The organism is Vibrio splendidus (genome assembly GCF_002873455.1).
Lineage (GTDB): Bacteria > Pseudomonadota > Gammaproteobacteria > Enterobacterales > Vibrionaceae > Vibrio > Vibrio splendidus_J.
This window is the reverse complement of the sequence record NZ_MCUN01000013.1, coordinates 359,045-373,616: the sequence shown is the minus strand read 5'-3', so window position 1 is coordinate 373,616 and position 14,572 is coordinate 359,045. Positions and strand designations below refer to the sequence as shown.

At 41.3% G+C, this 14,572-nt stretch carries 14 protein-coding genes and 1 pseudogene; 7 read left to right on the top strand and 8 right to left on the bottom strand.

Features of this window, described 5'->3' with window-relative positions:
- Positions 1–3: 3 nt before the first annotated feature.
- The 3 genes and pseudogenes from BCU75_RS14400 to BCU75_RS14390 all read right to left on the bottom strand — a co-directional run bounded on the left by BCU75_RS14400 (position 4) and on the right by BCU75_RS14390 (position 2,230).
- Positions 4–537, bottom strand: a complete 534-nt coding sequence (locus BCU75_RS14400; RefSeq protein ID WP_198593425.1) for a hypothetical protein — start codon at positions 535–537, stop codon at positions 4–6.
- Between the two features lie 394 nt (positions 538–931).
- A pseudogene (locus tag BCU75_RS24765) lies at positions 932–1,090 on the bottom strand (LysR family transcriptional regulator); the annotation flags it as partial.
- Positions 1,091–1,261: 171 nt separating this feature from the next.
- On the bottom strand, positions 1,262–2,230 hold the full coding sequence (locus BCU75_RS14390; RefSeq protein WP_102474265.1) for a LysR family transcriptional regulator: 969 nt from the start codon (positions 2,228–2,230) through the stop codon (positions 1,262–1,264).
- A gap of 172 nt (positions 2,231–2,402) precedes the next feature.
- Here BCU75_RS14390 and BCU75_RS14385 point away from each other — a divergent pair, with 172 nt between their 5' ends.
- Together BCU75_RS14385 and BCU75_RS14380 are read left to right on the top strand one after the other, a co-directional pair.
- Positions 2,403–3,353, top strand: a complete 951-nt coding sequence (locus tag BCU75_RS14385) for a universal stress protein (RefSeq protein WP_102464167.1) — start codon at positions 2,403–2,405, stop codon at positions 3,351–3,353.
- Between the two features lie 14 nt (positions 3,354–3,367).
- Positions 3,368–3,811: a phosphate-starvation-inducible PsiE family protein gene (locus BCU75_RS14380; protein ID WP_076676801.1), complete on the top strand. Its 444-nt coding sequence runs from the start codon at positions 3,368–3,370 to the stop codon at positions 3,809–3,811.
- Positions 3,812–3,926: 115 nt separating this feature from the next.
- Here the strand turns inward: BCU75_RS14380 and BCU75_RS14375 are convergent, their stop codons facing one another.
- The gene (locus BCU75_RS14375) at positions 3,927–4,373 is read right to left on the bottom strand and encodes a MarR family winged helix-turn-helix transcriptional regulator (RefSeq protein ID WP_076676799.1); all 447 of its coding nucleotides are present in this window, start codon (positions 4,371–4,373) and stop codon (positions 3,927–3,929) included.
- A 130-nt stretch (positions 4,374–4,503) separates the two neighbouring features.
- On the opposite strand from BCU75_RS14375, the gene BCU75_RS14370 reads away from it, so the two are divergent.
- The 3 genes from BCU75_RS14370 to BCU75_RS14360 all read left to right on the top strand — a co-directional run bounded on the left by BCU75_RS14370 (position 4,504) and on the right by BCU75_RS14360 (position 9,270).
- On the top strand, positions 4,504–6,564 hold the full coding sequence (locus BCU75_RS14370; RefSeq protein ID WP_102474264.1) for an amidohydrolase family protein: 2,061 nt from the start codon (positions 4,504–4,506) through the stop codon (positions 6,562–6,564).
- A 647-nt stretch (positions 6,565–7,211) separates the two neighbouring features.
- A complete protein-coding gene (locus tag BCU75_RS14365) occupies positions 7,212–8,588 on the top strand; it encodes a CAP domain-containing protein (protein ID WP_102474263.1) in 1,377 nt (458 codons plus the stop codon).
- A 193-nt stretch (positions 8,589–8,781) separates the two neighbouring features.
- Positions 8,782–9,270 (top strand): hypothetical protein, encoded by a 489-nt coding sequence (locus BCU75_RS14360; RefSeq protein ID WP_102474262.1) that lies wholly within the window; start codon positions 8,782–8,784, stop codon positions 9,268–9,270.
- 99 nt (positions 9,271–9,369) lie between these two features.
- On the opposite strand, the gene BCU75_RS14355 is transcribed toward BCU75_RS14360, so the two are convergent.
- Positions 9,370–11,004: an amidohydrolase gene (locus BCU75_RS14355; RefSeq protein WP_241903904.1), complete on the bottom strand. Its 1,635-nt coding sequence runs from the start codon at positions 11,002–11,004 to the stop codon at positions 9,370–9,372.
- Positions 11,005–11,280: 276 nt separating this feature from the next.
- Here BCU75_RS14355 and BCU75_RS14350 point away from each other — a divergent pair, with 276 nt between their 5' ends.
- On the top strand, positions 11,281–11,799 hold the full coding sequence (locus BCU75_RS14350; RefSeq protein WP_102474260.1) for a lipocalin family protein: 519 nt from the start codon (positions 11,281–11,283) through the stop codon (positions 11,797–11,799).
- Between the two features lie 80 nt (positions 11,800–11,879).
- On the opposite strand, the gene BCU75_RS14345 is transcribed toward BCU75_RS14350, so the two are convergent.
- A complete protein-coding gene (locus BCU75_RS14345) occupies positions 11,880–12,254 on the bottom strand; it encodes a hypothetical protein (RefSeq protein WP_076676787.1) in 375 nt (124 codons plus the stop codon).
- Between the two features lie 54 nt (positions 12,255–12,308).
- Entirely contained in the window at positions 12,309–12,614 is a 306-nt protein-coding gene (locus BCU75_RS14340; RefSeq protein ID WP_076676785.1) for a monooxygenase, read from the bottom strand.
- Between the two features lie 222 nt (positions 12,615–12,836).
- Between BCU75_RS14340 and BCU75_RS14335 the strand changes: the two genes are divergently transcribed.
- The gene (locus tag BCU75_RS14335; RefSeq protein ID WP_102474259.1) at positions 12,837–13,748 is read left to right on the top strand and encodes a LysR family transcriptional regulator; all 912 of its coding nucleotides are present in this window, start codon (positions 12,837–12,839) and stop codon (positions 13,746–13,748) included.
- Between the two features lie 75 nt (positions 13,749–13,823).
- Here the strand turns inward: BCU75_RS14335 and BCU75_RS14330 are convergent, their stop codons facing one another.
- Positions 13,824–14,438 carry a TetR/AcrR family transcriptional regulator gene (locus BCU75_RS14330; RefSeq protein ID WP_102474258.1) on the bottom strand — a complete coding sequence of 205 codons (615 nt, stop codon included), beginning with the start codon at positions 14,436–14,438 and terminating at the stop codon, positions 13,824–13,826.
- Between the last annotated feature and the right edge of the window lie 134 nt (positions 14,439–14,572).

The window sequence follows — 14,572 nt, the reverse complement described above, 5'->3', positions numbered from 1 at the left end:
ATTTTAGTTGACCACTACAGTACTATTGTCAGTTAGTTCAGAAGTGACAATTTTTTCAATTATTGGCGTTTGTTCTAAAGTAGCGAGTTGTTCCTTGAGAGCAATAGATTGGCCTATTTTATCCACCTGTGATGCAGTAATGCATTTTCCGTTAACATTACACACGTTAGATGTGACCGCATAAATGTAATCAGAGGAGGGGGATAATGACTCTGTAAACTGTATGCGAATGGCTTCGCCATCATAAAACGCAGAATAATCAGTTCCTAACTTAAGACGTTTCTGAATCACATTTTTACTTTCGACCTCAGACAGAGGAGCTGATAATTCAAAAATATAAACCCCATTCACGATGTCTCCTATGGCAACATCTTGTCCTTTAAAGTATATAGAAATTGGCATAGAAACAGGCCAACCATCCGTCTGATTAACGCCGTTCATTGCACTGTTAACTGAAGGTAGATCTAGCGTGCCTTGCTTTTTATCCATGAATAAAAAATTTGGGGTTACTTTATAATCACTAGCCATGCTTGTCATTTCAGCGTTCGTTAAGTTAGTTTGTACCAGTGGTTTAACATCGTTGTTTGCAAGTGTATAGGTTGATGACAATAGGAGAAAATACACATATGAGAGGCTACAAATACGTCGATAGTTAATTCTGTTGGATTTATGTTGTATAAATACCATTTGATCTTATCCTTAATCTGGCTAGAGAACGTAACTTAGTGTATTTCAATTCAGTATTAACATTCTCATTTTTTATTTACCCTAGCGTATTTTATCTTCTGACAGAGGCGTTGGAGTTAAAGCATTATATGACTTGGTGGTAGTGTTAGAAATATCATTAACATGTTTGCTAAATTACTGATTTCCCATGTTTATAATGGTAGTTCATATTTTGTATTATGTAGAAACAAGTACTTATGAAGTTAGCGTTATTCACTTCCAACCACTCTTTTACCGCTCGATTGAATGTGACCAATTTCTGCGTGGTTACCCTTCTTTGAGCATAGATAAGGCTTAGCTTTTGGGCTTTGATCGACCATTCAGGAAACACGTGAATAAGCTCACCTTGTTTGAACTGCTCTTCAGCTGGTTACCGTTGTTCAAAATACTCAAATGGGTTTCGTTATAACCGCGAAATTGGTTGGCACTCAAACTGTCAATCACGACCAAGCTGCCCATGTTGTGGGCAACAACATGTAATTGTTGGGAAAAGGGCGGGAGTAGGATAATAATCGTTGCAAGCTCGCTGACTTATTTAAGTCGCAATATTATGCAATCTAGAAAAAAGAGACATTTCTTGTTGGATCAAACTGTCTTTCAGTATTTTTTTGTAGTCAATAAGATGTGCCATGAATGCTTGGCTGAGTGGACTTTGTTGTTTGGTGCTCGGAAAAGCAAGATTCCAGTGTGTTTCAATAGGGAACGTGTCGACTGACAATATCGCGATATTATCTGGATTCTCTTGAGCTAAGGCATATTCAGAGAGGATAGAAAGACCCATACCGGCCATAACACAATGTTTAATTGCTTCATTGCTCTCCATTACGAATTTAGGTTTTATATTTAAATCATATCGCTCAAGGTGCTTTTCTATCGCTTGGCGAGTGCCTGAACCTTGTTCTCGTAAGATCCAAGAAAAGCCTGCCAGTGATCGCAAGGTTATCCGTTCTTTAAGGGCAAGAGGGTGATTTTTGTTTGCAATGACATACAAATTGTTTGGAAAAAGAGGAACAAGATCTCCTTTCATGTCGCTATCAATATGACTGAATAAGTACAAATCATCACGACCGTTTATATACCTTTCTTTTATGTTGTCACGATTGTCTACTTTTAAAACTATGTCCACCATAGGATGTTTATCTAAAAAACTTCCTATCAAGTGCGGAACAAAATACTCACAAGATGTTACCGCTGCTACTTTTAACGTTCCCGATTTTAATTGTGTCAAATTGGCAATTTCAATTTCTAGATCGTCGACGTTTTGCACGATTTGCATGCAGTACCGAGCGGTAATATGGCCCGCTTCCGTGAACACCAGTTTTTTTCCTTGCAAGTAGTAAAGCTCGACAGAAAGAAGCTCCGAAAACTGCTTAAGTTGTATTGAAACTGTTGGTTGGGTCAGGCTTAAAGCTTTCGCCGCTTTCGATACTGAACCTTCTTCATAGACGGTAAGAAATACACGAAAACTCCGAAAATTCGACAACCGGTTTCTCAGTAACTGCATATATCGTCTCCTGTGTTCTATATCTGATTTACAAGAATTTCGTAAGCTGAACTAGATTTTAAGTATAGATAAATATCTATGATTATCATTGTTATTATTAATTATTATAAATACATGCGATGGCGTATTGTTTTTGTAAAGCACAACTAATCACAGTTAAATTGGAGGCAACATGTTATTTAAACAATTACTAGTCCCAGTCGCACCTGAACAAAAGATAACGTCATCTCTCAACAATATACTTAATATCGCAGATGAATGTGAATCGAAAATTACGTTGTTAATGGTTATCGAGGATATGGATGAGCTAAAAGAAATTAGTCAATATTCTGTAAAAACGTTAGATATTCTCGATAAAGTCACCAAAATATACTATTCACAATTAAGAACGCTTGTAAGTGAATTAAAAGGTAAATATAAAAATATCGATTTTAGTGTTCAAGTAAGAATCGGTATCCCGTTCATAGAGATAATTCAGTGTGCCAGATCTGAAGGTTCTGATTTTATAGTGATTGATAGCCACCGAAAAAGTAAGTCTCATGCCTGTCAAAGAGGAAGCACAACACTTCATCTAATGCGTAAATCTGAGATTCCTATTTGGTCTACCACTCGCGAATTGCACTCGTCCAAAAAAGTCTTAGCGGCAATAGACCTTGATGAACAAGTAAGTGCAGACCTGTGTAAGAGAATCCTCAATTCTGCATACGATTTATGCAAAGCAACAAATTCTGAGTTAGTTCTGTGCCACATATGGGAGCTAGAGTCTGAAGGCTTCTTACGAAAATGGAGTGGCTATAACGATACTGATATCGCGATTCTTAAAGAGAAAATGAAGATTGAACGTGCGAGAAAAATGAGAGCTCTCATAGATAACCTTGTAGATAATAACAATGCAGTTAATGTTCATATCGAGCTAATACAAGGGCACGCCAAAGAGCTACTCCCAACATTTATTGAACAAAACTCAATTGATGTCACTTTCCTGGGATCCATGTCGCGAACAGGTATTGCCGGATATTTAATGGGGAACAAAGCTGAATATTGGCTAAATGAATTAGATGCAACCGTTGTTACCTTAAAACCAAGTGAGTTTATTTCCCCCATAGTGTCTACGACGCGGTAAATGGAGTTCATGATATGAAAATTGACAATAATGATAGATTCTCAAATAGTCTCCAAGTTGTTATTCATTGGTCGGTAAGAGCATTATCTATTCTCATGGTTTTTGTCATTATTATGGGTGTCGTTGATGTGTCATGGATTCTATATGAGAAGCTGACATCGCCACCATTCTTAATTCTGACAATATCAGACATGTTAGCTACTTTTGGAGCATTTATGGCGGTGCTAATCGCTATAGAAATTTTCATTAATATCACGGTTTATCTTCGAGACAATGTCATTCATGTGAAAATAGTAATGGCGACGGCGTTGATGGCAATCGCGCGAAAGGTGATTATTATTGATATTGAATCAATGAGTGCAAATTATCTTTTTGCAATCGCAGCTGTCGTATTGGCGATGAGCTTAGGATATTGGATGATACATAAACTACCCCGAAAAAGTCATATCGAGGATTAAGGGGGGAAATGTTTGAAAAACGGTAAGCGTGTTTGTGCTTATCGTTTTTCATTGAGAACCGCCACATTTTAATCATCTACAATCTTGTGTTTTAAGCCTCTTTAGCGTGATAGAACTATTCATTATTTCTGTATTTTTCCGCATTGTGAATCATTTTTGCTTGGACTGATTTCAGTGTTTCGAGCTCTCCTTCAGAAACCCCTTCAAGTAAGATATCGTTCCATTCTTTAATGATTTGAATCAGTACCATCTCAATCGCTCGGGCTTTTTCAGTCACAAATACTAACCTAGCGCGGGCATCATTCGGGCAGCGCTCTCGCGTGACCATACCTTTCACTTCTAGTTGTTTCAAAACCCGTGTTGCACTGGCTTTATCAACTTGCACTTGAGCTGCGAGTGCGTCTTGTGTGATCCCCGATTCAACATAAAGAGCCATGATAAAGGGTAATTGTGAGAACGAAATATCGTGAGTCTCTAATAGATTGCTGAGTGCCCATAACTCTTGACGATAGAGCGTTGCAATTTGCTTGCTGATCGGGTTTTTGGGTGCTGTGCTTTTCATTCGTTCCTCGATGAACTTTTAATAATTAGTTGCGCTATCAACTAAATCTGAATAATATAGTTGCGCTATCAACTATATTGTATCTTTGATAATACCAATAAACAACAATTGAAGAGAACCGAGGCCAATAATGAAACATCAAAAATCCATTCCGATAATATTGACCACTTTGTCGACGCTTTGTGCTGCTTCGTCAGCAATGGCGGCAAGTGATGCAACAGCCTACATAAACGGTAATATTTACACGGCTAATGCGCAGCATCAATTTGTCACCTCAGTTGTTGTTGAAAATGGTGTGTTCAAATATGTTGGCAACGACTCAAAAGCGGCAGCTTCATTTAACAAAGACATAAGAGTTGTTGATTTAAAAGGTAAAACAGTTGTTCCGGGTTTATATGACAGCCATATCCATCCAATCGGGGCAGGTGAAAAACTGTTATTTGAGTGCCATCTTCCTGCCAGCGCTAGCGCTGAAGAAGTCATTAACTTGGTTGCCGAGTGTGTGGATACAATGCCTGCGGGTTCATGGATCATCGGCTCCGGTTGGGGTTCCGATATTTTGATGTCTGATGACATCCCAACAATCAAAATGCTTGATGACGTATCCAAAGATAGAGCAATTTTGCTTACTGATTACAGCCATCACAATGTGTGGGTGAACAGCAAAGCCATCGCTGAAAGCAAAATTACGCTTGATAGCATGAAACAATACAAGGACTTAGTCATCTATGACGATACAGGTGCTTTTTCCGGATTTTTCCTAGAAGGTGCTGGTGGCCCGTTGAATGATGCAGTACCTAAACGCACCAGTGAAGAATATGCACTTTCAGCTAAAAAAGTGATTACTGAACTGAACAAAATGGGCGTTATTGGTGTTAAAGATTCTTACGTGTTTGATAAGGAATACAACGCGTGGAAACAACTTGATGATGATGGCTTATTGACGGCGAACGTCGCGTTGTCGTGGGGTTGGCCGACTAGCAATAATATGAGCCAAGATGAAACACAAAAAGCGTTCATGGATATGGTCAAACCCAGTTCAGGGCACCTTTATTCTAAATTCGCTAAAATGACGCTCGATGGCATCCCACCGACGAAAACGGCTGCGATGTTAGCACCCTATAGTGATGATGAAAAAGAAGCATTGGGTAAGCTCAATTATTCCGAAAAGTTGCTTGCAACAAATTTGATGTGGTTGGATAAGCACGGTTTTACTACACAAGTTCATGCTGTGGGTGATCGAGCGGCGCGTACCATGCTCAATGCGGTTGAAACAATGCGTGAGGTACAAGGCAATTCGGGGTTAAGACATGAAATTGCCCATGCATGTATCGTTGATCCATCTGACATCAAACGTTTCTCAGAGCTGAATGTGGTTCCTAACTTTTCTCCTATTTTCTGGTACCCAAGTATGTTCCAAGACGGACTAGAAATGGCGATCGGTAAAGAGCGCGCGGGTAGAAACTGCGCGGTTAAAACGTTGTCTGAAAATGGAGCGATGCCAACAGGGGGTTCTGACTGGCCAATATCACCCGATGTGAATCCATGGAAAGCAATGGAATCACTGATTACTCGCAAAGATCCGAATGGCCTGCGTGTTAACGAAACAGTATGGCCAGAACAAAAGATCAATATTGTTCAGGCTCTAGAGCTTTATACGATTAATGGTGCTAAGGCTCAACGTCGAGGCGATAAGGCGGGATCAATCGAAACAGGTAAATCTGCAGATATGTTATTTCTAAATCAGGATGTGTTTAATGTTGATTCGAGCGTTATCGGTGAGACAAAAGTTGATCAAACTGTATTTGAAGGCAAAACAATATACACAAGTCCAGAATCTCAAGTTAGAACAACAATCGAGAAGTATTCTGAAAGTGTATTTAATGCAGATACAACAAGTTTAAAGAAGGTGTTTCACGTTAACGCCGTGATGGCTGGTGATCTTCCTCATGTTCATCTTGCTGGCACGCCTGAACCATTTATAAAGGATGTAGATTCTCGTCCGTCGATGGCTTCTCAAAACATCAATCTGATCTCTGAAATTACTTACATTGACGTTCAAGGTGATACCGCAAGTGTAACTTTGGAAGAAGAAAACTTTTTTGGCCATGGCCGTTTCGTTAACTATTTGAGCTTAGTTAAAGAAAACAACCAGTGGAAAATCGTATCTAAAGTATTCACACATAAGTAGTCATTCAGAGAGTTGCTTGATGAAAACGTTTATTCTTGTCATCCGACAGTATTTTTCTGTAGCCGTTAAATCTGGGGAAAAGCCTAGGTGATTAGGGGAGTCAAAAAGAGATGTTGCCGGATATAGCGAAAGCGGGTTTTGAACAACTGGGTCAGCAAAAACACCCCAAAATGCATTCTCAAGCTGAAATGTTGAATATTTTAGAACGTAGTTTCTAGAGCTTTTCTAATTCGTTGTATTGATTAAGGGTCGTATCATTTCGGTGGTACGGCTTTTTTGTAGCGTGATTGACCACAGAACTAATTACATGACTATTTTCCGCATACGATAGAAACTATCTAGATGAATAACTGATTCAATCGTCTTAAAAGAGTTGTTGGGGTTCTGAGACTTATGACAAGTAGACAACGAAGAACTCGACAAAGCATAAATGCTTAACTCGCCTGTGATTGTTGACCTATAAAGAAGATAGTTGCTTGTATAATTGGTAACTCATTGATTAATAAGTATACCTGAATTTGACAATACCCCATAAATTGTAAACTTGGTGTCAGTATTTAGGGGCTCTGACATTGGCCTGAAATTTAAGTTCGCTCTATGAGGCAACATCCTAATACCAAGAAAAATATATGGTTAAGGATTAACTCATGAACAAACGCAATATCTCAGCGGTGGCGCTTCTGGCATTGATTATCTCCGGTTGTGGAGGAGAAAGTTCATCAGGGGGGAGCACCTCTACTTCTGATAACGCTACTACCCCAGGAACTTCAAACAACCCAAGCTCCCCAAATAATCCTAGCATTCCAGGCAACACCGATTCTCCGTCGACAGTAACGTCTCAGCAGCCCGATATTAAGGCGCTTAGCAACAATATGATTTTTGCTATCGAAGGCTTTGTTGAAAAAACGGATCCAATCAGAAATTATTCATCGATTACTGTTAAAAACGAACTGCCTGCATTCAAAGGTGGGGATACTCAGAAAGTTGATGTGACTATAGCGACACCAACAATCGTTATCGACAATGGCAGTAACTTTGTTAACGATTGGCATTGTTACGAAACTGCAGGGTTAAGTGCGCAAAGGAAGAATCATCAGTTAATCGTAGACGGCACAATTTCTGAATATCGATACGATATGCAAAGCAACTCTTGCTCCAGTGAGCACTTGGGGTCGTATGTGTTTAACGATGCGGTGTTCGACAGTGCTTTGGAATTTAAAAATGTTGGCAGTGTCATTTCCAAAGATGGGAGCGGAGTGGAGTCTAATTTGCCCACTTATGATTTTATCGCTCAGGCTTATGGACAACAGTCAAAAGAGCGGTTTGGTGATTCTTGGGAATTATTACAGCGCGACAAAATTAACGTAGCAGCAAAGGAGGTAGGGGCTTCGATCTTTGAGTTGAACCCCTCATCTGGAAAGATCGATTTGGAGCTCGGCCAGCTAAATAGCGACACTCTTATCGATTTCTCATCGCTAGATATAAATCAACTACTGAATGGTGCGATTTGGGGTATGCCGGGTCAAGGTGTTGCCGATGAAAGATGGTGCCGAATTGTGAATATTCCAGAAGATCTAAGCCAGAACACTATTAAGTATCAATCTGTTATTTCGACAAACTGCGCGAGGTCGACACAGCGCTATTGTGATGCATTTGGCTCTTCGTTTGCGAGTGGGAATTACCCGCCAGTTGCCCCTATCGCTTGGGACAATACCACGGCTAACAATGCTCAGTTGAACTCAGATGAGCAACATCGGAGAGATGGCCAAGGTCACTTCGTTGTAAACAGTTCAGGTCAGAATGCGTTTGTGCTTTCATCGAAGTCGGTTGTGATTCCTATCTTTGGTTACACCAGTCCGAGAAGTGATGGCAAAGTGAATAATGCCGGTCTCAATAGCTGGGCTGGCCACGAAGGTCACTGCCAAAACGTAATGAACAGCCGCCACACCAAGATGGGTATTGGATACAAAACCAGTAAGTCTGACTCATCGAAGGTGTCTTACTGGACGCAAGATTTTAATTAACTTGCTCAAAGGTTAAGTACGCATAAATTCATTAGAGGTGCTGTTGTCGTTTATTCAGCAATGGCACCATAAAGAGATTTATTGATTCTGCGAATGAATTTGGGAGATGTCATCAAATGGTAAGTTTTGCTCTGATTTGAAGGCTAAGATGTATTTCGAATCGAGGCTACTTATCAAATCAAAGAGAGACAGAATGACTAAATCAGACAAAGTTTACGGGTTCAACACACCACAACGTCTATTCGTAGGTTACACGTTAGCCGTGCTGGTGGACTTAGTCGTACTTAACTTTTTCGATGAGTACTGGGACTTCGTCAACATTGAATCTTTCACTATCTCTTTGATCGCGGCGTTGTTGCTGCAGTTATTGTTGAAGCTCTCTATTGGCTTAGAACACAAGGTAGCGGATTACTTTAAACGGAAATCAGGAACGGCACCTAAGGTGTATCGAGCACTGTCGACATACATTATTCTTGTTGGCTCAAAATTCGTCATGCTAGAAGCGATTAACCTTATGTTCGGTGACAAGGTGAGCTTTACTGGCCCTTGGAATGGTGTGGTGGCGTTCTTCGCCGTGGTTTTTACGATTCTGATTGCTGAAGTGATTGTATCGAAGATCTACTTTGCACTGGATGACAAACAAGATTCAAATGTGAAAGCACTAAAAGAGACCAACGTGTAACAGAACTAAAATACAGATGTGAATAACAGACGAGCCAGCTGACTAAGCTGGCTCGTTTTCGTTTATGTGGCGATAACCAATTCGATGCGCTTGTTGGCTCTATTTTTCATAAACCACATCCCCGCGCAACACCGTCATCAACACCTGAGTCTTGGCTATTTGTCTTGCAGATATGGTCGTGATGTCTCGGTCGAGAATGGCGAAGTCCGCTGATTTTCCTACCTCAATAGATCCAGTAATGTCGTCGATGCCCAAGCTAGAAGCGGCGTTAATCGTGTAAGCGTCGATAGCTGTGTAGATATCAGTGAGGCCAGTTTTGCCCATGATTAAGCTGTTCGCGATGCCGACCAATGGGTTGATGTCGTGTACGTTCCAATCGCTGCTCAAAGTGATATTTGCTTCGGTTTTGAGTATCGCGTCTAGGTTCATCATTGCTTTAGCACGACGAGCGCCAAGGAAGGCTTCGGCCCATTGGTGTTGATGCTTGGCTACGTAATCGGAACCGACTTGGAAATCCGCCGAGACATTGAGTTGTTTGAAGCGGGGAACATCTTCATCATTGATTAATTCGACATGGGTTAGGGTGTAGGGTTTGGTTGAACCTTGTTTTCGGATACTTTCTATCGCATCTAGTGATTCACGAACGGCACCATCACCAATCGCATGAATGTGAGCGCTAAAACCGATTTTATCGAGCGCGGTTAGCCACTCTTTCATCTGTGCTGGTGGAATATAGTTTAGGCCATTGGGAGACTGTGGCAGATAGGTATCTAAATAGGGCGCGAGTGTTTTTGCTGTACCGTTAATGAAGATGCCATCACTGTACATTTTTACCTGATCGACAAGCAGCAAGCGGTTTTTGTCATCGGAATACATCTTCTCAAAGACTTCTAATTGAGAGGGTATCGCCATTGATGGGTAAACCCAAGGGCGCAATGACACGCGAGCAGTCAAATCTTGGTTTTGCTCAGCTTCTAGCCAGACATCATACCAGCCTCGTTTCCAATACATTCGGCCGTCACCTATGGTGGTAATGCCGTGCGCTGCGGCTTCTTCAAGTCCGAACATTAAGCCTTGGTAGCTCTGTTCAAAGAGCTCGCTCTGACTGTTCCACGCCATCTCCATGATTTGGTCGCCAGCGTTATCTAGTAAGATGCCGTTAAGTTTTCCAGTGCTTGAGTCTTTTAAATATGCGCCACCCTGTGGATCTGGCGATTGCTGGCTGATTCTGGCTATTTTTAAGGCTTTAGAATTGACCCACATTGAGTGTGAAGTTTGCTCCATGATTACCACTGGACGATCTGGAAAAACACTGTCGATGATCTCCAGTGGCGTGTATCTCGAGTCACTGTCGAGTGTCGACTCCAGAGAAAAGCCATAACCCATTTGCCAGCCTCGACCATCGGTTTCGGCATTGATTTTACACGCTTCTAAGTAAGGGATTTGCTCTTCGAGTGTGGCTTCAGAATCGAGTTCGCAATTGCCACCTAGCTCTGAGGCGGCTTCAAAAACATGATTGTGATTATCAATGAAACCGGGCAAGACAAAGGCATTTTCTAAGTCGATGATATTGGTATCGGTATTCGCGTATTCCAACGCACTTTGTTTCTGACCAATAAAGGTTATTTTCCCGTTCTTGATAGCGATACTATCGGATTCGTAATGACCATAAATAATGGCGTTAGTAAAAATCTGATCGCTTGACGTTTCGGCCATAGCCAACGAACCAGCCATTGATGTCCCTAAGTAGAGGACGCTTACCAGTACAGAAAACGGCAGTGATTTTTTCAATAAATGTTCAATCATAGTCATTCACGTTGATTATCTTATTTTCAATTATAGGGAATAGATGAATAGTCTGTGATGCGTTCTGGGTTTTATAAATCAATTGCTGTGTTTTTGTAATGTAAATGTTAGGTAAATCACTGATTTAAAGAATAAATAGAGATCTATTTTTTAACAGAAACGTATACAGTATTAGAAAGACATAAAACGTGAGTCGAGGTTAGGATGAAAAGAATTTTATTGCTGTTGAGTGCGATTTTATTGGGCGGGTGTGTCGGTATGCCTGAAACGGTAAAACCAGTCAAAGAGTTTGAACTCGATAGATATTTAGGGACTTGGTACGAAGTGGCTCGTTTGGATCACTCATTTGAGCGTGGTCTAAGTAACATCAGTGCAGAATACAGCCTTCGTGATGATGGTGGGGTAAAAGTCGTTAACCGTGGCTATTCACTGGAAAAAGGTGAATGGAATGAAGCGGAAGGCAAAGCCTATTTTGTGGAAGGAAGTGATCAGGGTTACTTAAAAGTTTCTTTCTTTGGTCCGTTCTACGGTGCGTATGTTGTTTTTGAATTAGACAAAGAAGGCTACCAGTACGCGTTCGTATCAGGGCCAGATACCGATTATCTGTGGTTGCTGTCTCGAACACCAGAGGTTGCACCAGAAGTCATGGAGAAATTCAAAGCGATGTCGAAAGAGCGCGGCTTTAATACTGATGATCTGATCTTTGTAGAGCACGACAAGTAAGGCTACACCAGCCAAACATACTGAGATTTGATTTAATAAAGGCACAAATGATGATCTCATTTGTGCCTTTTATTTAGTGATTAGCTTTGTTTTCTAACTTGTAAAACACTTAACACTGAAAGTGACAAGAAGAACGCAGGGTCGCTCCAACCAAAGCCAACAAAGATTCCTGTAAACGCGGCATACAGTGTGATGACGGCGCCTAGCATGTTGGTCACCACTAAACCTTGGATGAGTTTTTTCGCGGATACGCCGGGTTCAATGTCTCTAAGCAACCAGCTTATTGCAGCAACACCACCAAGAAATATACTGGTATGTTGAGAGAGAAAGTAAGCGTACTTATCATTAATTTCCACGCCATACATTGGCCACATTACCGTTGGTAGAAAAAACAGTGCGATGGCAAACCCTGCGTAAATAATGCCGTGTAGGCTAAGAAAAGTTTTATTGTTCATTACGTATCTCTCTATTCAGTCTCTTTGTGTTTATTCAGTTAATGAACGAGTTCATTAACTGTTGATAGGACCTTTGTTAATGGTAGTTAATGGCTGATTTACGTCAAAGATTACTCCGCGTACTTCTGCAATCCCCATTTGTTGTAAGCGGGCAGTGTGCATCGCCAAATACGTTTCAGCGCTAAGTTGGTCTTCAAATAAGTAGATACCACCGCCCAATTTTTCGGCTTCGCTCTCTGTCCAAATTTTCCAGATCATACCTGGTTCATTGTTGATTGATTTTGCTAGGTCAACGAGAGCGGTTGCCATCTCTTCACCAAATGGGCCAGTAAATCCAAAATCGACTTGTAATAGTTTCATGGTTATTTCTCCAAACGTTTAATTTTGTTCGTCGAGCGCTTGGTCGTAAGTGCTGCGGCTTAGGTTTATCTAAAATGATGTTGCTCTACAAACAACGCGCCTAACAAACTAGGCAGTCCAACAAACAACGTCTGTTTGTCTTGTTGTTGAAATGAATAATACCTGTAAAAAATAAACAGAAAAGTTCATAATATAGCCATTAACTGTCAGGATTTTAGACCAATGAGATTGAAGACCACCCTCGACCAATGGCAAACGCTTTATGAGATTGACCGCGCTGGCAGTATTCAAGCGGCGGCACTCCAGTTAAACAAGAGCCATACCACGCTGATTTATGCCTTGAGAAAATTGGAGGACCAGTTAGGTGTAACTTTGGTCCAAGTTGAAGGTCGCAGGGCTGTATTGTCGGAAGATGGTAAAGCACTGTTGCGCCGTGCGAGCAGTATGTTGGAACAAGCACGAGAGTTGGAGTTGATCAGTGAACAGCTTGCAAAAGGCGTTGAATCTGAAATTGTAATCGCCGTGGATCATTTGTGTTGCCTTGAACGTCTTTACAAACCGATGGCGCAATTTTTGGCGGAAAACAACTCAACATCAATTCAAGTTATGGAAACGTCACTGTCTAAAACAACGGAAATGGTCACTCAAGAGCTCGCCGATGTTGCCATTATTAATCTGCCCGTCACTAATTACTCAGCCGAAGCCTTTGGTTTTACGATGATGGAGCCAGTAGTTGCTTGCTCACATCCGTTAGCCAGTACCGTTTCGGTATCGTTGAATCAACTGTCGTCTTTGCCACAAATTGTGGTGAGGGATTTAGGAGCTCAAGCTAGTCAAGGCAGTAAAACGCAAGGGAACAAAAAGGATGTGGGTTGGTTGAAGTCGAGCCAGCGCATTACGGTGGATAATTTTGACCATGCGTTTGGTGCGGTAGAGCAGGGTGTGGGTTATTGCCGATTACCTAAGCATATTGTGGAAAGTCGAGGTAGCGATAAGCTGGCGGTGTTGAATGTCGAAAATGGCAGTGGATATCATGTTCCGCTGCACCTGACCTTACCAAAAGGTGCAAAGACAGGCCCTGCTGCTAAACGTTTCTATGAGTTACTTCTTGAGTCTGCTCCTAATGCGATCTAACGGCGACATGAGCCTTCTATCAATTAGGAACCTTGAACTATAAACCTTGAACCATTAACTAGGAACATTGAACGATTAACTAGACTGGTTACCGTTCAAAAATAGCGCAACACATTCGCGAGTGTAGTTAAGCCTCTCTTCATCAGATTCGCCGCTATCATGTCCGAAAAATGCCCAATACGCCGATTTACCATGGAACATAAGTAGCAGTTGTTGTGCTGCCATGGTTGGTGAGCTTGAGGTCGAAAGTGTTAGATCACCAGAATCTATCTTGGTCTGCAAATAATCAGCGAGTAACTTGGTGGTCTTCTGTGGCCCAGTTTCTAAATAAATAGAGGCAATCTCTGGGTGTGTGTTGGCTTGGCTGACTGCGTTTTGAAAGGTTTGCCTAGATTGGTCATCAAGTAATAAGTCTTGAAACTTCACACCAAATTTCACCAACTCATCACCTACCGCAGCATTCATATCAAACGCAGTAGGGCTAAGTTCGCGCTCCGCACACCTAGTTTGCATGCAGGTTTCGAAAAGTTCGTCTTTGTTTTTAAAGTGAGAATAGACCGTTTGCTTAGAAACATTCGCCGCTTTCGCTATCTGATCCATATTGATCTTGAAGCCATGCTCAGAGAAAAGTTGGCTAGCTGCGGTTAAGATCTGCGATCTCTTTTGTTCACTCTTGATGATTTTAGTCACGTGCTGCTTCTCGTTACTTGGTGTTGGGTCATTACCTAGTGTTGTCTCGTTGCTTAGCTTTGTCTCGTTACATTTGTATCTTTAAATACTTACAGTGTGCTTCTCGATACAGGCTAAGCATTATGCTTTTTGTG